The sequence below is a fragment of the Flavobacterium sp. ov086 genome, from assembly GCF_900187965.1.
Lineage (GTDB): Bacteria > Bacteroidota > Bacteroidia > Flavobacteriales > Flavobacteriaceae > Flavobacterium.
The window spans coordinates 77,910-104,467 of record NZ_FZNL01000017.1 but is presented as its reverse complement, the minus strand read 5'-3'; the positions used below and the strand labels follow the sequence as shown (position 1 = coordinate 104,467).

Below are 26,558 nucleotides of genomic sequence, written 5' to 3'. Positions count from 1 at the left end.
TTTTCTAAGCACTCCCTTTTGTAATCCAATAATAGAGAAAATAATAAGGGGCTATTTCAAGAGCGCAAAGATATAAAATAAAATAAAATAACTTACCGATTATTACGTTTTGATACGTTTTTATTGAAATAAAATATGAGTACAGGCTAATACACAGTGAAATACCAATAATAACGAGGGGTATAGTTTTTGGAATATTGTCATAATAGAACAAAACTGCATTAATAGGAAGGATTAAAATGCCAATATATGTTCGATAAGTGACTTTTTGTAAGTTAAAAAGCTCCATAAATTCGTCGATATTGAAAGAAGCTGCTACAATTTTCTCAATTAAATACTTTGCCAGAATAAAATAAAGTAAAAATGTGGCAATCTGAACAAACAAAATCCAATCGGTTTTTAATATTTCATAAGCTCCTGTTTTAGGATTTTGCGAAAATATATGCAACGTAAGCAGAATGAAAAAAGCGTACGAAATAATTTGTACAAAAAACAAACCAACCGTAAAGCTACTTTTTAGATGATTGTTGTCGCGGTAAATTTTTGCGTATTTATCGGAGAAAATAAGCTTGCTAAATTCACTAAATCTAGTTTCATAAGCTGATTTAGTCATAGCAACAACAGCAAAAGTCAACACAAATAAAAGTGTTGCCCAGTCTTTGTTCTCGAGAATTCGGGGGTGAAGTTGATCAATCATAACGATCACAAAATTAGTAATTTTTTGTATCAATACTTTTATTATATATTTATTATGAATCAAATGCTATAAAAAGTTTACTTTTGCGGTGAAATTACCCAAGAAAAATGAATGATAGTATTGTCATAATTCCCACTTATAACGAAATTGAAAATATTGAAAGTATAGTTAGAGCTGTACTGTCACAACATAAGTCTTTTCATCTTTTGATAATAGATGATAATTCGCCTGATCATACTGCTAGTAAGGTAATTGCTTTGCAGGAAGAATTTCCTGAAAGATTATTTTTAGAAAAAAGAGCCAAAAAATCTGGTTTAGGAACCGCTTATGTTCATGGTTTTAAATGGGCATTAGAACGCAAATATGATTTTATTTTCGAGATGGATGCTGATTTTTCACACAACCCAAACGATCTTGAAAAATTATATGACGCCTGTCATTTTGGAGGCGCAGATTTAGCTATTGGATCACGTTATGTTACAGGTGTAAATGTGGTAAACTGGCCTTTAAGCCGGGTTTTAATGTCATATTTTGCATCAGTTTATGTGAAATTTATAACGGGAATGAAAATTCATGATGCCACAGCCGGTTTTGTTTGTTATAAAAGAGAAGTATTGGAAAAGATTAATCTCAATAAAATTAAATTTGTTGGATATGCCTTTCAAATCGAAATGAAATACAGAACCTATTGTGCTAAGTTTGAAATCAAAGAGGTTCCTATTATCTTTACAGATAGGACTAAAGGGGTTTCAAAAATGAGCAACGCCATTATTAAGGAAGCAATTCTGGGGGTGATTTCACTTAGATTAAAAAAATTAGTCAATACGTTATAATACCACAGTAATGAATAGGATTTTAATAAAAAATGCCAAAATTGTAAACGAAGGATCTATTTTTGAAGGTGATGTCTTGATTGAAAACGACTTAATTGTTGAAGTTGCAGACAGCATTAGTTTAAAAACATCCGATTGTATTGTTATTGATGCCGAAGGAAATTATTTAATGCCCGGTGCAATAGATGATCAGGTACATTTTAGAGAACCGGGATTAACTCATAAAGGCGATATCGAATCTGAATCGAGAGCTGCTGTTGCAGGCGGAATCACTTCGTTTATCGAACAGCCAAATACGGTTCCTAATGCGGTTACTCAGGAAATTTTGGAAGATAAATATCAAATTGCGGCTGTAAAATCATTTGCGAATTATTCGTTTATGATGGGGGCAACAAATGATAATCTTGAAGAAGTTTTAAAAACAAACCCAAAGAATGTTGCGGGAATCAAAATCTTTTTAGGTTCGTCAACAGGAAATATGCTTGTAGATAATGAAGCAACTTTAGAAAGAATATTTTCAAGTACACCAATGTTAATTGCAGTTCATTGCGAGGACGAAACTACAATTCAGAATAATCTTGCCGTATTCAAGGAGCAATACGGAGATGATATTCCGGTAACGGCGCATCATTTAATTCGTAGTACTGAAGCTTGTTATATTTCGTCTTCAAAAGCAGTGGCTTTGGCGAAAAAAACAGGAGCTCGTTTGCATATTTTCCATCTTTCTACTGCGAAAGAAATGGAGTTGTTCACGAATAAAATTCCATTAGAGGATAAAAAAATTACTGCTGAGGTTTGTGTACACCACCTTTGGTTTACAGACGAAGATTATAAAACAAAGGGAAATTTTATTAAATGGAATCCTGCGGTTAAAACCAAAGAAGACAGAGCTGAACTTTGGAAAGCTTTGAATGACGGACGTATCGACGTAATTGCTACAGATCATGCGCCACATACGAAAGAAGAAAAAATGCAATCGTATTTAAAAGCACCTTCAGGAGGTCCACTTGTGCAGCATGCTGTTGTGGCAATGTTTGAAGCGCATCATCAAGGAAAAATTACAGTAGAAAAAATTGTAGAGAAAATGTGCCACAATCCTGCTAAAATCTTTAAAATTGAAAAAAGAGGTTTTGTTAAGGAAGGTTATTTTGCTGATTTGGTTATCGTAAATCCAAGTTTACCCTGGAGTGTTAAACCAGAAAATATCCTGGCAAAATGCGGTTGGTCTCCATTTGAAAATTATACTTTTAAATCCAGAATAACGCATACTTTTGTAAACGGAGAATTGGTTTATAATAATTTCAAAATTAAAGACATTCGCGCCGGAAAACGATTATTATTTGATAGATAAAAAGCTGAAATGAAGAATTTTATAGTAATAATGTTGGTTTTGTTTCTTTCTGTAAGTTGTAAAAAAGAGTTGGTCAAACAACCTGCAAAACTTATTGAGAAAGGAAAGATGATTGATATTATGTATGATTTGTCTCTTTTGGAAGCCATTAAATATCAAAATCCAATGTCGGTAGATTCAAATGAAACGAATCCGACTAAGTTTATTCTGAAAAAGTATAAAGTGGATAGTTTACAGTTTGCGCAAAACAATATGTATTATGCTGCCGATTATGACAGTTATAAAGAAATGTTTGATGAAATTGGGAAACGATTGGCAAAGAATCAAAGAGCAACAGACTCTCTGGTGAAAATTGATGAAAAGAAAGCGGCTAAAGAGAAGAAAAAAGAGGTGAAACAAACTCTGAAAGACACTATTAAAAAGCCATCAAATAAAATAAATATTGATTCGATCAAAAGAATGATAAAGTTGAAAAACCCTAATTAGTGTTACAATTTTGAAACTTCTTTTATGTATTGATGCACATCTGAAAAAACCGTTCCCAGAGCGGTTTTTATTTTTTGATTAGCATACAGATTTTTAGAATAAGACGCTTTTGCGGTTGCTTTTGTAATACGTCTTTTTTGGAAAAATAAAGTCGAAAATACTCCGTCAGCAATCCAAAGAAAATTCATGAAGATTGGTTTTGCATGAATAGTTGGCTTCTTGACGTTCAAAGCCTCTGCAGTTGTATTAAGAATATCTCTGAAAACAATATTGTCTGCTATCAACGTAAAACGTTCGTTTTTGATATCGCTTTTCATTAATTGATGAGCTATTTTTATAACATCATCTACAGTTATGAAACCTGTGCTTCCCAGGGTATAAAAAGAAAGTCCGTTTGCTACCTTTGAGTAAAGTTCAGCGCTTCCTTGTTCTTGGCTTTTTGTTTTAGGGATTGGGCCTAAAATCACTCCCGGATTTATGATTATAATATCTAAACCTTCCTGAACACCACGCCAAACTTCCATTTCGGCACCATATTTAGAAATGGCATAATCGCTGTGAGGTTTCTCCGGATTCCAATCTGTTTCTTCGGTAATATAAGTTTCATGTGAAGCCAAATCTCCCAAAGCAGCAATAGAACTTACAAAACAAAATTTCTTGATTCCTTTGGCTAGAGAAAAGTTGACCATATTGGCGGTTCCTTCAATATTAGTCTTTCGAAGTGCATCTTCATCTTTTGGATCAAATGAAATTAAAGCGGCGCAATGGTAAACATATTCGATATCGATAAAAGCAATTTCCAAAGAAGGAACATCGAGGATATCGGCTTCAAGCCAATTGATTTTTTCGAATAAATCAGTTTTTTTATACAACTCAAAAACTGATTTTGTCTTTTGGATATTATTCTGATTTCGGTAAATAGCCCGAACGTTTTCTCCATTTTCAATTAAATGAAGTAATAAATGCGCGCCAACTAAACCTGTACCTCCAGTTACTAATACCATTTTGTAAATATAATACTTTCGATTTATCTATATGCAAATTCTGTACGATTGAAAGTAGAAAAATTACAATAAAGCAGATTGAAAGATATACTTTTTGAAGCTGCTTTATTGTTTTTATGATCAAATGTTTGATGTAATATTTATTAGAAAATGGTGTATCCTAAAACAAAATCTATGGAGCTATATTGTGCAGAATATGATCTGTAATTGCGCATTAATTCTTTTTTGGTATTTAATCTTGCTTCTAGGCTAAATTTGTTTTTGAAGTTATAACCAAGACCGAAAGCCAGATTGCTGGCAAAAGACTCTTCGTAGTTTGTTGTGTTTCCATTTACGACATCAGTATAAGTGATATTTGTTTTGCTTCCTAAATCAAATGTATAGGCTGCATTTATAAAAATTTTGGAGGTTTGGTTTATAAACATATAATGCCTGATACCAATTGGGACTTGTATTGAAGAATATTTTACTTTTACATTATAAGGTGTTTCCGGATTTGCTATAAAACCGCTGGGAACATTGTATGTTTTCTCATCCTGATATTTTGAGTAAGCAGGATTTATAAAGACACTCCATTTGTTTTTGTTGTATGGAAGGATGTATTCTGCTTCGGCTCCAATTTTGAAGTTGATTTTGTTGTCTAGTTGTGCGTTCTCGTTTGGATTATATTGGTTATTGGTTGATAATGATACAAAGCTGATAGTTGGTGTTATTTTGACAAAGAAAAGACCTTTATTTAGTTTTTTTTTTCCTCATCAGTCAGATTAGGTTTGGTGCTATTGTATTTTATGAAATACTTAGTAAGATCCGATTTATTATAATTAAGTTTTATAATCTCTTTTTCGGTTGTTTTCTCTGTTTTTACATTTTTAAATAATTGTTGTTTGTATTCATTATTTTCGGCCAGTATTGTTGGAGCATCATTACCATCAAACTGATAATATTTTATATAAATAAGCTGTCCTACAGGGATTGTTTTTGTTTCATAAAAATATCTAATAAGGTTTTGATCCGTATAACTATATAGAGTGGCGTCACCTTTTGTAAGTATTTTTAAAAAAATCACTTCTTCTTTAAATACAGGGTTTCTATCAGTTAATAACTTATTTGGTTCGTCGCTTGTACGGTCCATTTTTATTTTAAATCTCTTGAACGTGCTTTCATTATCAATTCCAAATTCTTGAACGTTTGTAATGGTTTCAGTTTTATAGTCGGCGTCATTAAGTTGTGTTTTGTATTTAAAATCTGTTGGATTGTTCTTCCAGTCTAGATTTTTTATGAAACATTCTGTTCGGGTTCCGTTATTTAATATATAATATCCTTTTTGAAAAGATATTTGTGCGTATGAAAAGGTCAGGCAGAATAAAAAGGAAATGGTTAATAGTAGTTGTTTTTTCATGTTATTTTGTTACTTTTTACCGAAAGTAGTTGTTTTTTGGGATTTATTTTAATTTTTAATAGATAATAATAATTTTTAATACGAACTTATTCATTAGGGTATTAACGAATTAATATTTTGCAACAGGAGTGTTTTATAGTGTTTACTCCTAAAGGAATTAATTATATTTGCACAAATTATTTTAAAAATGAAGAATCTAGTTGAAGAATTAAAGTGGCGCGGGTTATATCATGACAGCATGCCAGGAACGGAAGAACAATTGCTGAAAGAAGTAACGACGGCTTATATTGGTTTTGATCCAACGGCAGATTCACTACATATTGGTAGTATGGTTCAGATTATTTTATTGGTTCACCTAAACAGAACTGGCCATAAAGCGATTGCTTTGGTTGGTGGTGCAACCGGTATGATTGGTGATCCATCTGGAAAATCTGATGAGAGAAATCTGTTGAACGAAGAAACTTTAGCTAAAAACGTTGCCGGAATCAAAAGTGTTTTGTCACGTTTCTTAGACTTTAATTCAAGCGAAGCAAATGCTCCGGTTATGGTAAATAACTATGACTGGATGAAGGAGTTTTCGTTTATTGATTTTGCTCGTGAAGTTGGAAAACGTATCACGGTGAATTACATGATGGCGAAAGACTCTGTAAAAAAGAGATTGAGTGGAGAAGGTGAAGGAATGTCTTTTACTGAATTTACATACCAATTAATTCAAGGTTATGATTTTTATCATTTATATAAAAACAATAACTGCCTTTTGCAAATGGGAGGTTCTGACCAATGGGGAAATATTACCACCGGTACAGAATTAGTTCGCAGAATGGGAGGAGAAAATGCTAAGGCTTTTGCTTTGACAACGCCATTAATTACAAAAGCAGACGGATCTAAATTTGGAAAATCTGAAGGAGGAAACGTTTGGTTGGATGCTGATAAAACTTCAGTATATAAATTTTACCAGTTTTGGGTAAATGCAACAGACGTTGATGCTGAGAAGTATATAAAAATCTTTACTTTCTTAGATAAAGAAACTATTGATGCTTTAATCGAAGAGCACAAAGCGGCTCCACATTTAAGAGTTTTGCAAAAGAAATTGGCTGAAGAAATTACAATTTTTGTTCACAGTAAAGAAGAATTGGAAAAAGCAATTCAGGCTTCGAATATTTTGTTTGGAAATTTAACTTCAGAAGATTTAAAGCAATTGGATGAAGCAACTTTTTTAGAAGTTTTTGATGGTGTTCCGCAAGCGGAAATCGCAAAAGCTGATTTAGAAAGCGGATTGGATATTGTTACTGTTTTAAATGAAAAAACGGGTTTCTTTAAATCAAACGGAGAAGCAAGAAGAGCTTTAACAGCAAATTCAATTTCTGTAAACAGAGAAAAAATAAAAGAAGATTTTGTATTGACAGCAAATGATTTAATCAACAACCAGTTTGTATTATTGCAAAGCGGAAAGAAAAATTATTTTGTGATTAGAGTGGTTTAGTTTTAAAAACTAAATTTTTAAATAAAAAAGCATCCGCCTTGGCGGATGCTTTTCCGTTTTTGCGAACGTTTTTATTTAATAACTTTTCGGGTTTCGTACTTAGATTTGATAATGTAAATGCCACTTTTTAATGATTCTAATACTTTGTTTTGTTCCTCTTTAGAGTTAACTTTTTTTGTTAAAACTTTTTGTCCTTCAAAATTATAAACATTTATAGAATATGGTTCTACAGGTTCATTAGTTTCTACTATGGCAGTTTTTGCAAAAGGATTATAAAAAGTTACAGGAATAACTGTTACATTGTTGTTTTCGTTTAATTCTGTGTTTGTTTTTGAGTCATCGACAACCATAAGAATATTCCAGTTGTTAAGAAATAAAGTACCACTATTGCTAAAATCAGAAGAAAATATTGTAGAACCTGAAATTATAGAAGATTCTCCGGGATTTATTGCATTTATTGATACGGCAGCTCCATTTGATTTTAAATCTGCTGTATCTAATGTAGTGTTAGATGATAAATAAAACCTAACGTTTGTTGGTGAAGAAATACCGTTTCCTGTGTTTTTAGCAGATACCAAAGATATTCTTAACATTCCGCTTTGGTTACTTATCCTGTGCCTTTTTCCTTGTAAATCGCTCAATGCTGCAGGACAATCAAAGCAATCACTGAACACAATTGTATTATTAGGGTCGATAATTAAATCTGGTTTGCCTGTTGGGTTTGTTGGATTTGTTGGGTTCGTGGGATTTGTTGGCGGAGTTCCGTCTTTAATAGTTATTTTAGATGATGACGAGACTACGTTGTTATAGGCATTAAAATCTTCGCTGTTTGTTACTTTAAGTGTTAAATAGTATTTGTCGTTACTAACGTTGCTTGGAATAGTGTAGATAAAGTTTGAGATAAAGTTTCCGTTTACTTCTGTAGGAATACTAACTTTAGTAGTCAGTTGAATATCATTACCATTTAGGAAGTTTCTGGTTTTAGAAAGATAAAGGGTGGCTGTGGTATTGGTATTTTGAATATTTGTCCCGATACTCCTGATGTTAAATTTAGCACTTTTTGTAGAGCCTCTGTAATAATTATCATTAATAATATTTGGCTCAACTGATACAGCTTGCAAGTCTGGTTTTTGGCAATTGAATGTAATAAGAGAAAAAAGAGAATTGCTATCTGTTGAATCTACTTCATAATCTGCATCTCCACTTTCTACATCTGCTCCATCAATTAAATAGTAATTAGCACCTTTTCCAAAATCCATAAAACAAATATCACCTGAAGATAACGATTTTGCTATTTTAATGTTTACCATTTCTCTGGTAGTATTAACAGTTAAGTTTGAACAAAAGTTGTTTTGAGCCTCTTGTAATGTTGATCCTAGTAAAATTGGTCTTATATATTTTCTGGATAAAGAGTTGCATAAATCGGTAATTGGTGCACCAAAATCAGGAGGAGTATCAATTTCATCTCCCTTATCAGTTCCTGCATCTCCAGCATAAGTTACCTTGTAATATCGTGTACCAAAGTTCCCGTAATTCAAACCTAAATCTGCCTTGTAAATTTTTCCAACTTCTAATTTGAAATTTTGTTTTAAATTTACTTCCCTTACTCCTACGGGAGAATAGTGTTGGGTGCATTCAACTGCAATAGCCCATTCTATATTCGGCCCCAAATCTTGTAGTTCGTGATATCTATAATTTGGATTTTGTGACCAGCTTTTAAAGCTAAAAAGAATAAATACTAATAAAGTAATTTTTTTCATAATTATATATTTAAAATGTTAGGTTAAAAGTAATTTTTAAATATAAATGTAGTATTTTTTGTATATTAAGCGTAGGTTATTAAATTATGTATATTCTTACATTGGGCTGAAATGCGAAAGCGGGATAATTTTAATTAAGAAAGATTACTACAAAACCATTAGGTTGTAACCACGAATATCAGAATTATAAATACATCCCAATACCTCGAAAGAGTTGTTGGGATTTCTTTGTAGCGAAATTATTCTGCTGAAAATCAAATACTAATTTTATTTTAGTAAGTTTATTACGTAAAAACTAAAAAACTATGATTGGAATTTTATTTATTTATTGGATCTGGAAAGCATTCACAAATTTGGCTCTTGAATACGGTAAAAATAAGTGGACTTATTTCTTTTTCGGAATAGCTTCTTATTATGGTGGTACTATTTTGGGAGGATTTCTTCTTGGGATTGTACTAGGACTTATTAAGGGTTTTGAGTCTGTTGCAAATGAAAATTTTGAAAATGCTGGATGGAGTATATTTTTTGTGTTTTTAGGAGGTTTGGCCTGTTATGGTACTCATAAACTTCTCGAGAATAAATTAGAGAAAGAAAGAGAGTTAAATGAGAAAGATGGAATAGACGATATTGGCGTAGTCGAAGAAAATTAATTTTTTGTTTAACTGTTTTGCGATTAATCGATTCAGCAAATAATCGATTAATCTTTTACAAAACCATTAGGTTACAACCGCGAATATCCGAATTGTCAAAACGTCCTAATACTTCGAAAGAGTTGTTGGGATTTTTTTTGCCTAAATCCTGCGTAGCAATAAAGGAACATGAATTAATATTGGCTAAATCAATAACGTTGATTCCGCCGGTTTTTCCATCTTTCACGTAAGTGAGAGCGTCTTCAGGATCGCGAACTAAAATATGCATCCATGAAGGACATTCGAAAACGCCTTCGCCCAGAGAATAGGCTTGCGCTAAAAGTTCGGTCATTCCATATTCTGAGTGAATTGCAGTAACGCCAAAACCTTTGCAAAGCTGTTCGTGTAATTCTTCGCGAATCATTTCTTTACGTTTACCTTTCATTCCGCCAGTTTCCATAATAATGGTATTCTGAAGGTTGAATTGATGTTTTTCAATCAGGTCTAATAACGCATAGGTAACGCCAATTAATATCACATTTTGTCCCGATTCATCAAGAGCAGTCAATTTTTTAATTAAGTCGTCGTGATTGTGTAAATAGAATCCGCTTTCAGGTTGATTGGATAGTTTTATTAAATCTTCGACCATATAAATAAGCGAAGATCCATCGCGTTCAAGATAGGACGGCAAAAGGGCTAGAACAACGTAATCTTCGATGTTTCCATAGAATTGAGAAAATCCGTTGCGGTAACTTTCCTCATATAAGGAAACATCGGTCACTAAATGTCGGCTTGTGATCATGCCTGTAGTTCCGCTGCTGGTAAAAGTAACCTGAGCTGGATCATTGTTAGAAACAACATTATGACTCTTGAAAAACTGAATTGGTAAAAACGGAATCTGTTCCAGTGATTTTACCTGTTGTGGATTGACTTTTAAGAAATCGCAGAAATCACTATATACCTGATTATTCTCATGCTGAAAACGAAACACTTTTAGTGCTATTTTTTCAAATTGTTTATGACTCGAAATGGTAAATATATCGTTGGCTGTGATCAAAACTTTTTTTGTGCAAAGATATTATAATTGTGGACTATTTAAATAGTTTTCGGTCTCCGTTTTTTAGTTATCAAGTCTATGACTGGATACAAAAAAAGCTCCAATAAAATTGGAGCTTTTTTGTGTTTTATCGAATGATTAGCTTTCGGGTTGCCGAAGCATTTTCTTCGATTATTTTGATGATATAAACGCCGGGAACTAAATCGGCCACGTTTAATTCTCTTGAACTTAGATGTGTTTGAAGTACTTTTTTACCAAGAACATCAAAAATGATGATCTCTTTTTCTAAATCATTTTTAGACGAAATATTTACTTTTCCGTTTAAGACTGGGTTAGGGTACAAGCTTAAACCCTCAATGGTTGTGGACTCTTGAGGTTTTGGTAATTGCTTACTATCTTGTGCTGAAACACTTAGAGTAAAGAAAAAAGCCAATAAGAATGTAATATAAAAGTAGTTTTTTGCCATCGCTTTATTTTGATTACAGTAAATATACAAAAAAAATTACAAAAACTACGCCAAAAAAAAACATCCTAAGAATTTAGGATGTTTTTAACAATTTATGTTTGAAATATGATTTTCAAATTATTTGATCAAGTTTACACCATCAACTGTTGCCCAAGCTCCAGGAATTAATGTAGCTCCAGTAGCAGTAGTACTAGTTGACCAGTTTGTTAGAGGAAGAAAGCTAGCAGCAGATAATGTAAAAGTAGCCTGTCCTGAAATGAAAGTAATAGGAGAGTTAGTAATTTTTACGTTATTTAATTTGATTTTTCCACCAGCAACTTGGTGATCGTAAGTAACTTTGTCTAGTATTTGTAATACACCACCATTAAATGCTGTAGGCGTAGTTTGACTAACGTAACCATCGATTACGATGTTACTGTAGTCTCCATTTCCTTCTTTTTTAAATTGAATAGCATCCAATTGAATTTCTTTTTGTTCTTCTGTAACCGTACCTGCAGCTCTTTTTAGAGTGATATTAGTTACTTTTGGAAAAAACGCATTGTCATTATTAGAAGCTTCAATTTCCATACCATAGTTTCCTTTATCAACTTGGTAAGCATACCAGTTTGTATTTGCTTGACCTTGCCATCCATCTTGCCAGTCAAATGAATCATCATAGTTACCATAAGAGATAGAATTTGTTAAACTTACAGTTCCTCCGAAGAATTCGTATCCGTCATCAGCACCTTTGTAAGATACTAAGTGATCTAAAGTTGTTCCTGAACCTACAGAGTAGAAAGTAAAACCATTGTTTTCTTTTGCACCGTCAGCTAATTTTGAACCTGCGTATTCCACTCTTGTGTAAACTAATGAACCACTGTTGTGAGTAGGATTTGTACCTCCGTAAGAGATGTTGTTTCCGTCTTCAGATGTTGAAGTCGATCCTCCACCAGCTACTTTTACAGGAGCATCACCATACATAATGATTCCTCCCCAAGATCCTGGAACTTTTGATTTTTCTGTAAATACTACTGGTTGGTCAGCAGTACCTTTTGTAATTAATTTTCCTTCTTTTAAAACAACTAATGCGTTGTCTCCAGTAGCTTTATCGATAGTAATTGTTGATCCTGCTTCAAAAGTTACAGTTACACCAGCATTGATTTTTACAATACCTTTCAAAGTGTAGTTACCATAAGCATAAGTTTTGTTTGCAGTGATTGGACCAGTGATTTCGCCTGTTGCAGGTGTAGGTGCAGGAGTTGGATCATCACTACTTGAGCAAGAATTTAAAAATAATCCTGTAGCAAGTGCTAAAGCAAAAAGTTTAGTTTTCATAGTTGTGTTATTATGTGTTTTTATTTTTGTCAAAAGTAGAATGTAAATACTTTTAGGGTGTTATCTGAATATTACATTACAGTTACCAAAAAACAACTAAAATGTGAAGAGAATGTTAAGAGGTTTTCTACGATAGTCAATAAATAAAAAAAGCCCCGAATGTTATTCGGAGCTTTGATTTTTAATACAGAATATTTTATAGCTTATTGAAATATAATTTTTCCTGTTTTAATTTCTTTGTTTTCAGATACAATTTTATAATAGTATATTCCTTTTGGGTAATTCGCTGGGATATTACATTGTACAATTTGATTTGGTGTAGCAATACCTTTAAAAATTGATTGAGTTTTCCTTAATTCTTCTGAATAAACAATTATTTCTATTTCTTTATTACTGGAAAAGCCAGTAGTGAAATTTATAGAGCCCGATGTAGGGTTTGGATAAACAGCAGATGTTACCATATTTTCTTTATTCAAAGCTTTAGCTGTAATGGCATTAAGAGCTAATTTATTACTAGTCGAAGATATTCCAGCTGTTACTATTCTAATTAATAGTGAACCATCAAAAAAATTGGGATGAGAAGTTAAATCTAGGTCTTTAGTAGTTTCGTCCAATTCTATATAAGTACTTGTAGCAAGAAGTGCCCAAGAATATGTATAATCCCCAATTCCTCCAGTAGGAACGCTTCCCGTTACATAGTAGCCATTATTTGAAATAATATTGTTTTGTATATCAGCAATATGTGGTATATCGACATAATTACTAAATGAACGCTGATTTCCTGAATATACTATCCTTCCTAGCTTAAAATTATGAGATGATCTTCTATAATTATCGAAAACAGGTGTTAAGAGAGTTGCAGTTGCAGTTGTAATTTCAGTTAAATCTCTCGACTCTCCATCTTCATCAATTACAAACCAAATATAGCTATAAGAATTTTGACCTAAACCTCCTGTAAGTAAAGGATTGCCATAAATCCATGTCCCATCTATGGTGATGGTATTGTTTTCTATCAGAGGTGCAGGAATAGCTGTAATCGTTACTTCATTACTTGTGCTTGTTAAACCTGCTGATGAAACATTTCGTCGATATGATTTTGTTGCAGCAGGAATACCTGGTGAATAATTAATACCGTTAGCACCTGATATAACAGTCCATGAACCGCCTACAAGTTTTTCCTGCCATGAATAAGTAAAATTTCCGCTACCACCAGACGGAGTAGTCCCGGTTATTGTATTCGTAGGTTGTCCTTCATAAACGGTTTGATTTCCTGAAATGGTATTATTACTGATTGGAGCTGAAGGTTTGTAGTTAACAGTAATTTTAATCATTTTAGATTCTTCTTGAAAACAGCTGCCATTGGTAGAAAATTTATAAGCAATCTGAGTATTACTTGTCACTGTTTTTTTAAACTTGTATCTTATAATAGTATTTTGCCCAGGTGTTAATATACTCCCATTTGTGTAGCTTGTTGAAAGAATACCGTCATTATTAGCACATGATTGCAATGCATTAAGAAATACAGGATCGCTGGTGCTTCCATAGCAATTGACCAATATATCAACGGTTCCTTCTACTCCTGAATTAACATCAATTGTTTTTGACATTGGGCTGTAGGTAACATAATTTTGAGAAAATCCAATTTCTGCCAAAAAAAGCAGAGACATCATAAATAGTAATTTTACATTTTTCATAAGTTGTTGTTTAAAATTCCAGATAAAATTAGCAGGATAATTTTGACAACATGTTATATAGGTATTACATTACAGTTACCTAAAAGACATTTAAATATCAGAAAAACGCTATGAGTTTTTTTCAAGGATTTATAAATAAAAAAAGCTCCAGATATCTGGAGCTTTCATTTTTATATTTATTTGAATGGGTACTAAAAAGTATATCCTAGTTTTAAAGAGAAACCAACTCCTTTTTTATAGCTGTTTGCTAGTAAAGAGGATTCATCTACTTTTATAGTTCCTTCGTTTCCAAATTCACGTTTTCTCCATGAATTCAAAATGTTATCGGCAGTGAATTTTACATCAAAGTGATCAGAAAGTTTGCTTCCCCATACAAAATCCAATTGTTGTACAGGCAACTCATAGATATTGTCTTGTCCATTGGTTCCTACAGCATATATTCTTTTTCCAAAAACACCATAAACAAGAGACATAGTATTTGGCATGTCTTTTCCTAAATTAAATTCATATTTTAAATCTGAATTTACTAACCAGTTTGATGCTCCCTGCAGTGATCTTGATTGATGTGTTTCAATAGAAGGTTTTACGGTAATTATCCCGTCCTCATCGATAGATTCAAAAGTTGGGCTTACAGTAACTTTTGATGACATCAAAGTAGCATTTAATCCCCATGAAAAATTATCTAAGTTTTCGCTGATTCTTTCTAAACCAACAAGTAATTCAGCTTCTACTCCATATATGTTAGCACTTTCAGAATTTAGAAAAGTAGTAACTGTTCCTGTTGTTGCGTTTGAGATGAAAGTTTTTTCAATTGGATTGATAAGGTGTTTTCCAAATATTCCAACAGCAATCATTTCTTTACTCGTTGGGAACAGCTCATATTTTAAGTCAGCATTGTAATTGTCGCTGTTTTTCAAAATTGAATTTCCTTGAGTTGAAGTTCCGTCAGCATTGATGAAAGATATAGGGAAAGCCTCCATGATAACTGGTTTGGTGTATGTTTTGCTTGCTGCAAAACGAATGTTAGCTTTGTCAGTCAGCAAATACTTAAGATTTACTGATGGTAAAAAATAGGCATTATCATATTTTAATACTCTGAATGGAGAATCAAAAGAACCTAGTGTTCTGTAATGAGTTTCCTTAAGAGTGCTTTCAAAACGAACTCCTGCGTTTACTTCAAGTTTCTCTCCAAATTTTAAAAACAAATTAGTATACCCTGCATTAGCCATTTCGTCAAGTTTAACTTTGTAAGTTGCATTAGAGTTTTCGCTAAAAGTCATTTTATTCGCTGAAATGTCGTTAGTTATTTGAGTATCTATATTATTTATGCTTGAAGTAAACCCCTCATTACCGGTACTTGAAACAAAACGGTATGAAGATTCCATCTTAGATCCGCTGCCATTATATCCAACGGTTAATTTGTTTTGTTTGTCATTTTTCCCGAATTTCAAATTATACTCTACTAATGCTGAATAAAAAGAATTACCATCGACAGTTAAATATTGGCGCAGGAAATTATTTGCTCCATAAGAAGTGCTTATTATATCATCGCCTGTTTTAAGACCAGAGAAATACTTTCTATCTGGCTGCTCATATTTTGTAGTAGCAAATGAGGCTCCCGCTTTAATAGTTTGGTTTTTGTCTTTGCTTATTGCGTATTCACCTAATAATTGGGCATTCAAATAATCACTTTTGTCTAATTGATTGGTACGGATAAATCCATTTTCAGCAGCTGTTCCTCCTGATGGCCCGTACTGATCTTTTATAGAGTTTAAGTTAGTTCTGATGTATAATGTGTTGAACGATAACTTAAGTCTGTCATTGCTGTAGTTTAAACCAACTAATGCTGAATTTGTGGTTTTGAAACGATAATCAGTAGTGATAAAATTGTTTACATATTTAGATCCGGAAGACTGTAAATCGATAGTTCTGTCAACTCCTTCTCTTATTGAAAAATTATTGTCGTAATTTATAGAAAGCAGGTACGAGAAAGCTTGATTATTACTCAAATCGAATTTCTCTGCATGCAAAAGGTTGATACTTGTATTTAAAGGACTTTTAGTTTCATTTACATTAAAACCTTTATCGTTACTTACTGAGTTTAAAGCCTGGTCAGTTGTGTAAGTTTGTCTCGTTGCCTGATTGCCAAGAAAACTTGGTAATTCTCTGTCTTTACCATTAAAACCTAAAAAACCTGTTGCAGTATCTGCATCATTTGATAATAAGAAATCTTTAAAGCTGTTTCCGGTTGTGTAACCTGCTCCAACGCTTATTTTCGTAATGCTTTTTGTTGGCTTTGAAGTTTGAATATTGAAAGTACCTCCGGCAAAATCACCATATATATTTGGATTAAATGTTTTGTACACATCAATTACTCCAACAACATTCGTTGGAAACAAATCCAAAGCAACAATTTTAGTGAATGGGCTGTTTGTTGGTGCAGCCAAATCATTAATCAATAAATTATTATATCGGTCTTCCAGTCCACGTACAAATATTCCACGGGAATCTACTTTTGTGATTCCGGTAATTTTTGTCAAACCTTCCTCAACATCATTAACACCTTTTCTAGCCATTTCCTGTGCACCAATACTTTGTTTGATAACAACAGCATTTTTTTGGTCTAGTAATAATGCAGTTTCTTTTTCTTTATTTGCTGTCGATTTTACAACAACATCTTTAAGAGTATAACCTCCGGACGAAAGCACCTGATTAACAGTAACAGTTTCGTTTGCTTTAATAGTTACGGGTTTTTCTACAGATTCATATCCAACGAAACTAAAAATAATAGTATAGCTTCCTGGATTTACAGTCAACGAATATTTTCCGTCGATGTCAGTGTTTGCGCTAATGTTTGTACCTTTAATTAAAACATTTGCAAAAGGTAACGCTTGATTGTTCATTTCTTTGTCAGTTAATAAGCCAGAAATCGTACCTTTGTTTTGTGCGACCGAAATCGTACAGATGAATAATGCAATAAATAGAAATTTTAAATTGAATTTCATTTCAGTGTTGTGTTTAATTTATTTTTGTGCAAAGAAAGAAACGCTGTGTAAAGTTCATGTTAGGTACTCGTTATGTTTTCGTGTCTTGTAGATTATCAAATTGTTACCAGATTAAATTACGGTTAACTGCAATTTTTGACCGTTGTTTTATTAGTATATTTACCATCTCAAATGAAAATCATCGAATGTATAATAAAGAAAATTTGATGTAAGAATCTCAATTTTTGCTATTTATGAAAAAAACACAAACCAAGATTTTATTAGTTGACGATGAACCAGATATCTTAGAAATCGTTGGCTATAACCTTGCTCAGGAAGGCTACCAGATTGTAACAGCTTCTAACGGAAAAGAGGCCATTGCAAAGGCTCAGAAAGAATTGCCAGACTTAATTATTATGGATGTAATGATGGCAGAAATGGATGGAATGGAAGCTTGCGAACACATTAGAAAAATTCCTGAATTAAATAATGTTATCATAACATTCCTAACAGCGAGAAGTGAAGATTACTCACAAGTAGCTGGTTTTGATGCAGGTGCAGATGACTATATCACCAAGCCAATAAAACCAAAATTATTGGTAAGCAAAGTAAAGGCTTTGTTAAGAAGGTTAAAAGAACAAGAAGTAGTCAGCGACACCTTAAACGTTGGCGGAATCGAGATTAATCGAGAAGAATATAAGATCATAAAAGGCAATGTAGAAATTGCTTTACCAAGAAAAGAATTCGAATTATTTTACTTATTAGCTTCTAAACCGGGGAAAGTTTTCAAAAGAGACGAAATCCTGGATAAAGTTTGGGGCAATGAAGTTGTAGTTGGCGGAAGAACAATTGATGTTCACATTAGAAAACTACGTGAAAAAATAGGAGAAGACCTTTTTAAAACAATAAAAGGAGTTGGTTATAAATTTGAAGTTTAATTTTTTTAAGTTACTAAGGCATTAAGTGATTTTGCTGAAGATTTAAACGGATTTGAATTACATAAAAAATAAACCATATAAGGGGTTAGAGATCGTATGAACTTTAATTTCTTATATGGTTTTTGAGTTAACTTTGTTTGAGTTCAAATGTTAATTTAGGAGAATTTCATTAACTCAAAGAGAAACTTAATTTTTCTTAATCTCTTAATGGTTTAATACTATCAATGAAAATTAATTTTAAAAAAACATACAAATTTGCTGTCAAATCGGCATTATATATAAGTCTTTTTGCAACAGCGTTTGTATTGATGTTAATGTCTTTATTTTATAAAAATCAACTAAAGCATCAGGTTGCATTCGGAATAATTTTTATTATCTCAATTTATGTATTTGCTTTTCTGGTTTTACAATATCGTGTAGAACGTTTTATTTACAGAAGAGTTAAGAAAATATACGATGAGGTTTCGTTGCTGGAATCGACCACACTTATCAATCAGCCTATAACCACTGATATGGAAACGCTTTCACGCGAAGTAAAGAAGTTTGCGACAGATAAAAAACTGGAGATCGAGATGCTGGAAATTCGTGAACAATACCGCAGAGAGTTTTTAGGAAACGTTTCGCACGAACTAAAAACACCTTTGTTTACTGTTCAGGGTTATGTTTCGACTTTGCTTGATGGAGCAATGGACGATAAGAACATTAGAAAGAAATATTTAAAACGTGCCGAAAAAGGAGTAGAGCGTCTTATCTATATAGTCGAAGATCTTGATATGATTACTAAATTAGAATCGGGAGATTTGGATTTAAATTTTACTGATTTTAATATTGTTGAGCTTATCCAGAATGTTTTTGATTTATTAGAAATGAAAGCTGATAAAAAGAAAATCAAATTAGCCTTTGAAAGCAAGAATGTTCAATCTGTAGTTGTTCGTGGTGATCAGGACAGAATTCAGCAAGTGCTTGAAAACCTGATTGTGAATTCTATTAAATATGGTAAAGATGGTGGTTTGACTGAAGTTGGGGTTGTAAATTTAACCAAGAAAAAAGTCCTGATTCGTATTAGTGATAACGGAGAAGGAGTTGAAAAACAAAACATTCCAAGACTTTTTGAGCGTTTCTACAGAGTTGATAAAAGCGGAACCCGTTCAGAAGGAGGTTCCGGTCTTGGCTTGGCAATCGTAAAACATATTATTGAAGCTCATAAAGAGAAAGTTTATGTAGAAAGTGAATTCGGAATAGGTTCAGAATTCTCTTTTACGCTCGAAAAAGCAATAAAAGCAATAAAAGCCGAGGTTAAATAATTGTAAGCTATTTTCTGTCGAGGTGCAGAAACACGGGGATTTTAACCTTAATGTAATATTGACTGTCATCTCGTAACAATAAATTTTTATTATAGTAACATCTTGTTAATGATTTCTTAACATAGGTGACACATCTTTGCACCTTGAATTTAAGCGCATTAGAGCAAAATGATAAAAAAGAAAATAATTGCAATTTTATTGCTAATTACTTGTGTAGCAAATGCGCAAGAACTAAGTAAACAAGATGTGAAAAAAGAAGTCGTTCGTCTTCTGGATTCCATAAACAAAGCAAAACTTCCAGACACACAATCAGGGGCAGGTACTGCCGAACATTGGTACGATAGAATCTCATTGCGAGGTTATGCCCAAATAAGATACAATGGTTTACTTTCTACAAATGATAAAGTTTCTTGCGAGCAATGTGATAAATCATGGGGAACAACTTCTACAGCTCCGGATGCAAAAGCAAACAACGGACTTTTTATAAGACGTGCCCGTTTGGTGTTTTCAGGACAGGTTCATCCAAATGTATTTTTCTATTTTCAACCTGATTTTGCCAGTTCACCGGTTACGGGAATCCAAAATTTCGTTCAGATTCGAGATCTTTATTTTGATCTTTCTTTCGATAAAAAAAGAGAATATCGTGTTCGTGTTGGACAAAGTAAGATTCCATATGGTTTCGAAAACATGCAATCGAGCTCGCAGCGTTTGGCCTTAGACAGAAATGATGCGATGAATAGTGCAATATTAAACGAACGCGATTTGGGAATGTTCTTTTATTGGGCACCAGCCAAAATTAGAGAACGTTTTGAGATGTTGGTAAAAGACGGCTTCAAAGGTTCTGGAGATTATGGAGTTTTTGCTTTTGGAGTTTACAACGGACAAATTGCTAATAAACTAGACGGAAACAGAGATCTTAATGTGGTTGCCAGAGTAACGTATCCTTTTGTAATAGGAAGTCAGATTATCGAACCGGGAATCCAGGCTTACACCGGAAAATGGGCTTTTACAGGAGAAATTTCACCAGGAGTAAAAGTAAACGATCCGCAATATGTAAAGGACCAACGAGTAGGGGCAACATTTGTCTTGTATCCAAGACCCTTCGGAATCCAAACAGAATATAATATCGGAAGAGGACCTCGATACAATACACTTACCAACACCGTTGACGAAACAGATTTAAATGGTGGTTACGTATTATTTAATTATAAATTAGACTTCAAAAAACAACATATATACCCTTTTGCAAAGTTTCAATATTATGACGGAGGGAAAAAATATGAAAAAGATGCCCGAAGTTATGTTGTTAGAGACTACGAAATTGGTATAGAATGGCAGCCAATCAAAGCCTTCGAACTTACAGCAGAATATGTGATTGCCGACCGTACTTTCGAAGACAGCGCACTACCAATCAATAGACAACAAGGAAATTTATTGAGATTGCAAGCTCAGTTTAATTTCTAAATTAAATGATTTTAAAATCGGTGCGAGTTCACCACGAATTTCACTAATCCGCACGAATTAATTAGTGCAAATTCGCGAAATTAGTGGCAAAAAAGAAGTATTGGTGTGCGTCTCTAGTCTTCGAATATAGAAAATAACTTATCCCAATCAATGTCTTCATTAAATTGGGTTAAACCTTTAAACGACTTTACTTTTGAAAGATCTTCAATGGTAAAGTCGTCTTGCATTGCATACGGTACCAAGTTCTCTTCCTGAAGTTTTATCGCCAGATATTCTTGTTCATATTGTCCCGGAGTTGGAATAAAAAAGGCTTTCTTGCCCAATTTTGCCAAATCCATAACGGTCGTGTAACCCGAACGGCATAAAACAAATTCACTTTCATTAAACGTTTGTTCCAATTGTTTTGAGTTCATGAAATTGTAATAAGTAACGTTTCCGGCTTGCCATTTGTTTTGTGTTTTCTCTACAATACCTTGTACAAATACCACTTTACCTTGGTAATTAACAATTTCTTTTTGTAGTTTCTCGTCTAGAAAAGTACGCTGAGGTTCCGGTCCTGATAAAATAATCATTAAATCATAGGCTTTCGGGATATCCTTTTTGCGCATTCTGCTCAACGGACCAATATACTTTAAGTTAAGATCATTTGTTTTAAGATGACCTAATTCACCAGTCAAGTTCACCTTCTCATTAGTGTCTGGAACCCAGCATTCAGAATATTTTTTTATAACATGTTGATGGCATTTACTCGTAAACCAAGTCGTATTTCCCGTCATCACATTCAGTTGATGCGTCATAAATACAGAAGGCACTTTTTTGCTGAAAACGCCTAAACGGTTATCAGATATAATACCGTCAATTCCGTGTTTTTTTATCCAGCCATTCACCATTTTTTTCTCATCAAGAATAGCGACGATCATTTTGGGTAAATTCTTAATCAGCTTCCATTTAAAGTTTTTCCCATTTTTAGCATATTCAATATGATAAGATGGTAATTCGAGAGTTTGTACATAAGGAAATTCTTTACGTAGTAAAGCCAATGCAACTCCATCAGAGGCGATTATTGGAATATAATTGTTTTCTTGAAGCGCTTTAATAATTGGGATACATCTTGCCGCATGGCCTAATCCCCAGTTTAATGGAGCAACTAAAATTGTTTTGTTCGCAGAATAGTCAATGCTCATAGTTTAACGCTTTTTAAAAACGAAGATAAAGAAATATGTTTTCTATGATATTTCAGGCGTATTACTAAATTATTAACTCTAGATACTGGTTTAGAAGGCATTTTAAGATAAAAAAGTTTAAAAACAGTAAAATTTATAGTGTAAGGTTATTTGTATGTTAACGACCAATTTGCTATAAATAAGTTTTTTGCAAAAAAAAAGGAACTACCTTAAGATAGTTCCTTGCTGTATAGATGTGAAATTATTATTTATCCTGAATATAAGTTTTGTTCCCATTGGAGTTAATATAGTATCTACCACCCTTTGGTCCTGTGTAAACTTTTTTTCCATTGTATTCTCCGGTAACTTTATCAGCTACTTTTGGAGCTTTTTCATTGGTTTCTTTTATTGTTTTAGAAGCCGCAGTTTTACTGGATGTCACGTCTTTTTTTGCTGTTTTGCTGGCTGCATCTGCTTTTGCTGCTGTTTTAGTTACATCATTTTTTGCGCTTTCAGATTTTGCAGTTGCTTTTTTTGCAGCTTTGTCAGCATCGCTTTTTGTTTTATCGGTTTCTTTTTTTGCTTTCGCAGAAACGTCAGTTGCATCGGCACTAGCTTTTTTCGCTTTAGTTGATTCTTTTTTTGCTTTCGCAGAAGCGTCGCTGGCAGCATCACTAGTTGCTTTTTTTGATTTAGCAGTTTCCTTTTTTGCTGATGCAGTAGCATCGTCAGCTGCTTTTTTAGATTTTGCAGTTGCTTTTTTTGCATCCGAAGTTGCTTTGTCTGCACTTGCTTTTGCTTTTTTAGTAGAAGCTTCCGTTTTGCTCTTAGTAGTTTTAGCAGTTTCCTGAGCATAGAAATTAGAGGAGAAAACAACTAGAAAACAGAGTAATAATAATTTTTTCATAAGGCTAAAAGTTAAAATTTCAATTAAAATTAATCAATTTATTGTAATGTTTTTCGTTAACCACTAAAAATATGCACGCAATTGAATGCTTCCTGTATGTACAATAGAACCAGTTTCACTTTTTCGCCCCTGATAATTCAGGTTAACATCCAGGAATTGTGTTATATTTTTCTGTAATAGAAGCTTCCATACTAAATTTTGTCCTGCCTGAAGTCCTTCCAACATCTGAAACCCTACAGACGAAAATTCATTGCCATTGAATTTATTTTGATAAAAAGAAAACTCCCCATTTAAGGTTACCTTTTTTTCACCGGCAAATGAAAAAGAAGTTCCGAGTCTGTTTTGAACAAGTGTTTCAAAATTTCCTATTTTGTTTTCTTTATTCTGAAACTCATAAAAGAAATCTAAACTCGTATTTTTAGAAAACAGATAACTAATTTTTGGAGCCATTTGATAACCTTTTAAATCATAGTTTTTTTCGACAAAATCTTCAGAAACTAAGTTCGTTTCAATCGTTTTGGTAAAGAAATTAAACAACCAGCTTTTTTGATACAAATGGGTATATTGTAATTGATGTGAACTGTTTTTGACATTTTGAGAACCGATAGAAAGTAAATTTTTCCCTTTATTAATAAGATAAGTATACGTTACAGAGTTTTTTTGTTTTCCGCGATTGTAATATAAGCTGTTTCTAAAACTTGAATTTAATCCCAAAATATTCTCTTCGGATGAATTAAACGGATTCAATTCTAAGCGTTCGCCCTGGCTTTTTACTTTTCGATCCATAATAAATGAAGTCTGATTGTAAAAATAAGAAAGCAGTTTTTTGAAACCTTTTTCGTTTTGCCATTGCATTGGATTCAAAGCAACAGATTGTGAAAATTTGTTTTGATTGGTTTTAATATAAATCTGATTCGGCAGAAAGATTCTGATATATCTTGCCTGATCTGGGAAAGCGGCGATTTCAAATTCTTCCAATTGTTGAATTCCGTCACCATTATAATCATTCCAGGTATAAACTCCCTGTCCGGTTTGAACCTCGATATACGTAAATTCCTGTTGCGCTATAGTTCCGGAACTGGTTTCGTAAGCCGTACCAATTTGCATCAATTGATTAAAAAAGCGATCGTTGTAAAGTATTCTCGAATTTAAAGAAGGCTCGTTTTTTCGGGAGGCATCTGTAAAATCTAAGTTTCGATAACTTGCATAGACCGCTAAATCTGTTTTTTTATTCTGAATCAGTTTTGACTTTAAATAATAGGTTTGCGAATTGTTCACATGTTGTAATAAACCATTTTGCAAACTATCATTTCGGCGTTGTAAATAACCTATTTCTACAAAAACTTTGGTGCTGTCGCCACGACCAACAAAAGCGCCATATTCTGAAAACCTTTGGCTCAGGGCCGAAAATTGATTTGTTACTTTATCCTTTTGCTGATTGTCCTCAATTTGCAGACTTGCACCAACCCAGTTTTTTCCGAAATGATATTTAGTTCTGGTTTGATTTCTGATGAATTTTGAAGTCGAAGCCGTAGCATCCGAATTTAAAAAACTTCCCTGATTTTCAATCGTCCATTGCTTCAGTTTAAAAAGCGCCGTTGTAGTATGTCTCGCTCCCGAATAACTTTCTGAATAATCTAATTTCTCAAATTGATAAGTGAATAAACCAATGTTTGAAGTTTGTTTTTTAGCAAATAAATCAAAATTTAAACCTGTAACCAGCAAACTTTGATTTCCAAAAAGGGTACCGTTCAAATTCCAATCGCGGCTAAACTCAATATTATACAAACGTTCGACAGATCTAAAATCTTCCTGAACAAATTGGTAATTGGCAAAAGCGTCCAAAGTCCAATTTCTGGTAAATAGACGTTTCTTGATATTCGTTTTTAAAGCAATCCCACTATTATCTCCATCATCAATTTGGGAGAATAAGTTTTTATCATTGTTGCTTATAGCAACTTCAAAGTCAACTAATGTTTTTTCGTCAGGATTGTATTTTCCTAAAAAAGTGGCGACTTGCAGTTTTATAGGTGCAACCAATTGTACAATAGGTTCGTAATTTCCCTGTAAAACCCCATTAACAAGCGCAACATATTGATAAATACGTTCGACCGAATTATTATTCTGAATGATATAGTTTCCGGCATTATTGCCAACGAGACTAAATTTTACATTGTATAAAACAGTACTCGGATCGTTCGAATACTCATAAGCTTCAACCGAATTTACTATGATTTTTTTGTACAAAATTTTATTGTCGGCATAAGTATCTTCATAAGCAGACGGCGCTTTCATTAAGTTTGGATCATCGCCCGCCTGACTTAAAATCTGAACCTGCTCTGTAGAAAGATTTTGTTGCAAAGGCTGATTCTTCATATCACTTTCCGAATATAGATAGCCACCAAAACTCCAGTTTTTATTTTCATGTGTAGCGCCGGCGTAGGTCACGATTCGGTTGTAATTTCGATCCGAATATTGATATTCGATATTGATACGCATTTCAGATGTAATCGTAAAAAGCGAAGTAAAAGTAATTTCGCCCGCATTATAATCTATTACGTAATCGTTGTTTTCGCCACGTTTTAGCAAAATACCATTTACATAAACACGCTCAGAACCTGAAATGACCAGAACATATAATTCGCCATTTTGACCTTTTAGTTTATAGGGACCCTGATTGCCTTCCTGACCTGTAAAAGTACTTTTGGCATATTGTCCTTTTGCAAATGAAACCGATGCGAAAATATTGGTTTTACTTTTATCAGTATCAAAATCAAAACTTGCTGAAATTCCTTGTACTTTTTTGTTGAAACTTAAAAACTGAGTTCTTCGATTCTCTAAGAAAACATCACCAGCACGAATGTTCCAGTCATCGCTAAAAAGTTCCATAAAAATATTATCAAACTGATCCAGCTTTTGTGAGTAGCCACCATCCTGCAACGGAATATTACTGTCCTGAAGGGAAGCTCTCAAACTAACTTTGTCAGAGATTTTTCCGGTGATTTGCAAATCCAGATTAGAGTTCAAAACCGCATTTTGATTGTTTCCTACAGTTACTCCACGAGTGATGCTTCCGGAAGTATTTAAACCATCAAACGGAGTTACTTTTTTAGCACTGCTATTGTCTATTTTGTACAATTTTTCAGAACCAATATCATTGGTGACAATTTGATTTGATTTGTAAAGACTGTATTCTTTGGTAATAAAATCAGGGTATTTTAAGTAATTGACAATTAAAGTGTCTGAAGTCGAAGTTAGTTTTTCGTTGAAAAGTAAGGTTCCTTTTTGGAAATTTATTTTATAAAAAGTCGAATCAAGTACTTCATTTTTAGTATTCAGAATCTGAAAAAAACTCGAATTGATACTAAATTCTTCCAGATGAATTGTGTCACGGGTTGCAATTACTTTTTTGGTTTTGTACGATGATTCCGTTTCCTGAGCCTGAAGACCAGAAAACCAAATAAGCAACGTTAAAAACAGTAATTTTTTAAGCATAAAGACTTTAACTCTAAAAAGCCAAAAGTAGTATTTATAATTGGGAAATAATGAAGCCTTTTGCGGGTTGATAATAGTATCAATTAAAGTGTTAGTTTGTTATTTTGAAATACTATTCGCATGATAAGTC

General features: G+C 33.1%; 21 protein-coding genes. 8 read left to right on the top strand and 13 right to left on the bottom strand.

Annotation, left to right across the window (positions count from 1 at the left end; all coding sequences use genetic code 11):
- Positions 1-4: 4 nt before the first annotated feature.
- A complete protein-coding gene (locus CHB81_RS17910; RefSeq protein WP_089353216.1) occupies positions 5-697 on the bottom strand; it encodes a DUF4271 domain-containing protein in 693 nt (230 codons plus the stop codon).
- A 107-nt stretch (positions 698-804) separates the two neighbouring features.
- On the opposite strand from CHB81_RS17910, the gene CHB81_RS17905 reads away from it, so the two are divergent.
- The 3 genes from CHB81_RS17905 to CHB81_RS17895 are packed head-to-tail and all read left to right on the top strand — an operon-like array spanning position 805 to position 3,367.
- Entirely contained in the window at positions 805-1,530 is a 726-nt protein-coding gene (locus CHB81_RS17905) for a polyprenol monophosphomannose synthase (RefSeq protein WP_089353215.1), read from the top strand.
- A gap of 10 nt (positions 1,531-1,540) precedes the next feature.
- Positions 1,541-2,881: a dihydroorotase gene (locus tag CHB81_RS17900; protein WP_089353214.1), complete on the top strand. Its 1,341-nt coding sequence runs from the start codon at positions 1,541-1,543 to the stop codon at positions 2,879-2,881.
- Positions 2,882-2,890: 9 nt separating this feature from the next.
- On the top strand, positions 2,891-3,367 hold the full coding sequence (locus CHB81_RS17895; protein ID WP_089353213.1) for a DUF4296 domain-containing protein: 477 nt from the start codon (positions 2,891-2,893) through the stop codon (positions 3,365-3,367).
- A gap of 2 nt (positions 3,368-3,369) precedes the next feature.
- Here CHB81_RS17895 and CHB81_RS17890 read toward each other — a convergent pair whose 3' ends face one another.
- From CHB81_RS17890 to CHB81_RS17880, 3 genes are all read right to left on the bottom strand, one after another.
- Positions 3,370-4,371: an NAD-dependent epimerase/dehydratase family protein gene (locus tag CHB81_RS17890; protein ID WP_089353212.1), complete on the bottom strand. Its 1,002-nt coding sequence runs from the start codon at positions 4,369-4,371 to the stop codon at positions 3,370-3,372.
- A 143-nt stretch (positions 4,372-4,514) separates the two neighbouring features.
- Entirely contained in the window at positions 4,515-5,072 is a 558-nt protein-coding gene (locus CHB81_RS17885; protein WP_254921162.1) for an outer membrane beta-barrel protein, read from the bottom strand.
- 35 nt (positions 5,073-5,107) lie between these two features.
- Positions 5,108-5,770, bottom strand: coding sequence for a hypothetical protein (locus tag CHB81_RS17880; RefSeq protein ID WP_089353210.1), 663 nt, complete (start codon positions 5,768-5,770; stop codon positions 5,108-5,110).
- Positions 5,771-5,957: 187 nt separating this feature from the next.
- Between CHB81_RS17880 and tyrS the strand changes: the two genes are divergently transcribed.
- Positions 5,958-7,253 (top strand): tyrosine--tRNA ligase, encoded by a 1,296-nt coding sequence (gene tyrS, locus CHB81_RS17875; RefSeq protein WP_089353209.1) that lies wholly within the window; start codon positions 5,958-5,960, stop codon positions 7,251-7,253.
- Between the two features lie 71 nt (positions 7,254-7,324).
- Here tyrS and CHB81_RS17870 read toward each other — a convergent pair whose 3' ends face one another.
- Positions 7,325-9,013: a T9SS type A sorting domain-containing protein gene (locus CHB81_RS17870; protein ID WP_089353208.1), complete on the bottom strand. Its 1,689-nt coding sequence runs from the start codon at positions 9,011-9,013 to the stop codon at positions 7,325-7,327.
- Between the two features lie 305 nt (positions 9,014-9,318).
- On the opposite strand from CHB81_RS17870, the gene CHB81_RS17865 reads away from it, so the two are divergent.
- Positions 9,319-9,663, top strand: coding sequence for a hypothetical protein (locus CHB81_RS17865; protein ID WP_089353207.1), 345 nt, complete (start codon positions 9,319-9,321; stop codon positions 9,661-9,663).
- A 55-nt stretch (positions 9,664-9,718) separates the two neighbouring features.
- On the opposite strand, the gene CHB81_RS17860 is transcribed toward CHB81_RS17865, so the two are convergent.
- The 5 genes from CHB81_RS17860 to CHB81_RS17840 form a co-directional block, all read right to left on the bottom strand.
- Positions 9,719-10,699, bottom strand: coding sequence for an acyl transferase (locus CHB81_RS17860; RefSeq protein ID WP_089353206.1), 981 nt, complete (start codon positions 10,697-10,699; stop codon positions 9,719-9,721).
- A gap of 127 nt (positions 10,700-10,826) precedes the next feature.
- On the bottom strand, positions 10,827-11,165 hold the full coding sequence (locus CHB81_RS17855; protein ID WP_089353205.1) for a T9SS type A sorting domain-containing protein: 339 nt from the start codon (positions 11,163-11,165) through the stop codon (positions 10,827-10,829).
- Positions 11,166-11,282: 117 nt separating this feature from the next.
- Positions 11,283-12,479: a hypothetical protein gene (locus CHB81_RS17850; protein ID WP_089353204.1), complete on the bottom strand. Its 1,197-nt coding sequence runs from the start codon at positions 12,477-12,479 to the stop codon at positions 11,283-11,285.
- Positions 12,480-12,682: 203 nt separating this feature from the next.
- Positions 12,683-14,173, bottom strand: coding sequence for a hypothetical protein (locus CHB81_RS17845; RefSeq protein ID WP_141130418.1), 1,491 nt, complete (start codon positions 14,171-14,173; stop codon positions 12,683-12,685).
- 191 nt (positions 14,174-14,364) lie between these two features.
- Positions 14,365-17,178, bottom strand: a complete 2,814-nt coding sequence (locus CHB81_RS17840; protein WP_089353202.1) for a TonB-dependent receptor — start codon at positions 17,176-17,178, stop codon at positions 14,365-14,367.
- A 233-nt stretch (positions 17,179-17,411) separates the two neighbouring features.
- On the opposite strand from CHB81_RS17840, the gene CHB81_RS17835 reads away from it, so the two are divergent.
- From CHB81_RS17835 to CHB81_RS17825, 3 genes are all read left to right on the top strand, one after another.
- Positions 17,412-18,095: a response regulator transcription factor gene (locus CHB81_RS17835; protein ID WP_041518469.1), complete on the top strand. Its 684-nt coding sequence runs from the start codon at positions 17,412-17,414 to the stop codon at positions 18,093-18,095.
- Between the two features lie 224 nt (positions 18,096-18,319).
- Positions 18,320-19,399, top strand: coding sequence for a cell wall metabolism sensor histidine kinase WalK (locus CHB81_RS17830; RefSeq protein ID WP_089353201.1), 1,080 nt, complete (start codon positions 18,320-18,322; stop codon positions 19,397-19,399).
- Positions 19,400-19,567: 168 nt separating this feature from the next.
- Positions 19,568-20,863, top strand: coding sequence for a porin (locus CHB81_RS17825; protein ID WP_089353200.1), 1,296 nt, complete (start codon positions 19,568-19,570; stop codon positions 20,861-20,863).
- 113 nt (positions 20,864-20,976) lie between these two features.
- Here CHB81_RS17825 and CHB81_RS17820 read toward each other — a convergent pair whose 3' ends face one another.
- The 3 genes from CHB81_RS17820 to CHB81_RS17810 form a co-directional block, all read right to left on the bottom strand.
- Complete coding sequence (locus CHB81_RS17820; RefSeq protein ID WP_089353199.1) at positions 20,977-22,047, bottom strand: glycosyltransferase; 1,071 nt, start codon at positions 22,045-22,047, stop codon at positions 20,977-20,979.
- A 244-nt stretch (positions 22,048-22,291) separates the two neighbouring features.
- Positions 22,292-22,933 (bottom strand): hypothetical protein, encoded by a 642-nt coding sequence (locus CHB81_RS17815; RefSeq protein ID WP_089353198.1) that lies wholly within the window; start codon positions 22,931-22,933, stop codon positions 22,292-22,294.
- Positions 22,934-22,996: 63 nt separating this feature from the next.
- A complete protein-coding gene (locus tag CHB81_RS17810; protein WP_089353197.1) occupies positions 22,997-26,428 on the bottom strand; it encodes a hypothetical protein in 3,432 nt (1,143 codons plus the stop codon).
- Positions 26,429-26,558 lie beyond the last annotated feature (130 nt).

What these genes read in the sequence shown, in the direction of transcription:
- CHB81_RS17910 (WP_089353216.1), bottom strand. Translation starts at nt 697, where the DNA reads ATGATTGATCAACTTCACCCCCGAATTCTCGAGAACAAAGACTGGGCA.
- CHB81_RS17905 (WP_089353215.1), top strand. Translation starts at nt 805, where the DNA reads ATGAATGATAGTATTGTCATAATTCCCACTTATAACGAAATTGAAAAT.
- CHB81_RS17900 (WP_089353214.1), top strand. Translation starts at nt 1,541, where the DNA reads ATGAATAGGATTTTAATAAAAAATGCCAAAATTGTAAACGAAGGATCT.
- CHB81_RS17895 (WP_089353213.1), top strand. Translation starts at nt 2,891, where the DNA reads ATGAAGAATTTTATAGTAATAATGTTGGTTTTGTTTCTTTCTGTAAGT.
- CHB81_RS17890 (WP_089353212.1), bottom strand. Translation starts at nt 4,371, where the DNA reads ATGGTATTAGTAACTGGAGGTACAGGTTTAGTTGGCGCGCATTTATTA.
- CHB81_RS17880 (WP_089353210.1), bottom strand. Translation starts at nt 5,770, where the DNA reads ATGAAAAAACAACTACTATTAACCATTTCCTTTTTATTCTGCCTGACC.
- tyrS (WP_089353209.1), top strand. Translation starts at nt 5,958, where the DNA reads ATGAAGAATCTAGTTGAAGAATTAAAGTGGCGCGGGTTATATCATGAC.
- CHB81_RS17870 (WP_089353208.1), bottom strand. Translation starts at nt 9,013, where the DNA reads ATGAAAAAAATTACTTTATTAGTATTTATTCTTTTTAGCTTTAAAAGC.
- CHB81_RS17865 (WP_089353207.1), top strand. Translation starts at nt 9,319, where the DNA reads ATGATTGGAATTTTATTTATTTATTGGATCTGGAAAGCATTCACAAAT.
- CHB81_RS17855 (WP_089353205.1), bottom strand. Translation starts at nt 11,165, where the DNA reads ATGGCAAAAAACTACTTTTATATTACATTCTTATTGGCTTTTTTCTTT.
- CHB81_RS17850 (WP_089353204.1), bottom strand. Translation starts at nt 12,479, where the DNA reads ATGAAAACTAAACTTTTTGCTTTAGCACTTGCTACAGGATTATTTTTA.
- CHB81_RS17845 (WP_141130418.1), bottom strand. Translation starts at nt 14,173, where the DNA reads ATGAAAAATGTAAAATTACTATTTATGATGTCTCTGCTTTTTTTGGCA.
- CHB81_RS17840 (WP_089353202.1), bottom strand. Translation starts at nt 17,178, where the DNA reads ATGAAATTCAATTTAAAATTTCTATTTATTGCATTATTCATCTGTACG.
- CHB81_RS17835 (WP_041518469.1), top strand. Translation starts at nt 17,412, where the DNA reads ATGAAAAAAACACAAACCAAGATTTTATTAGTTGACGATGAACCAGAT.
- CHB81_RS17830 (WP_089353201.1), top strand. Translation starts at nt 18,320, where the DNA reads ATGAAAATTAATTTTAAAAAAACATACAAATTTGCTGTCAAATCGGCA.
- CHB81_RS17825 (WP_089353200.1), top strand. Translation starts at nt 19,568, where the DNA reads ATGATAAAAAAGAAAATAATTGCAATTTTATTGCTAATTACTTGTGTA.
- CHB81_RS17820 (WP_089353199.1), bottom strand. Translation starts at nt 22,047, where the DNA reads ATGAGCATTGACTATTCTGCGAACAAAACAATTTTAGTTGCTCCATTA.
- CHB81_RS17815 (WP_089353198.1), bottom strand. Translation starts at nt 22,933, where the DNA reads ATGAAAAAATTATTATTACTCTGTTTTCTAGTTGTTTTCTCCTCTAAT.
- CHB81_RS17810 (WP_089353197.1), bottom strand. Translation starts at nt 26,428, where the DNA reads ATGCTTAAAAAATTACTGTTTTTAACGTTGCTTATTTGGTTTTCTGGT.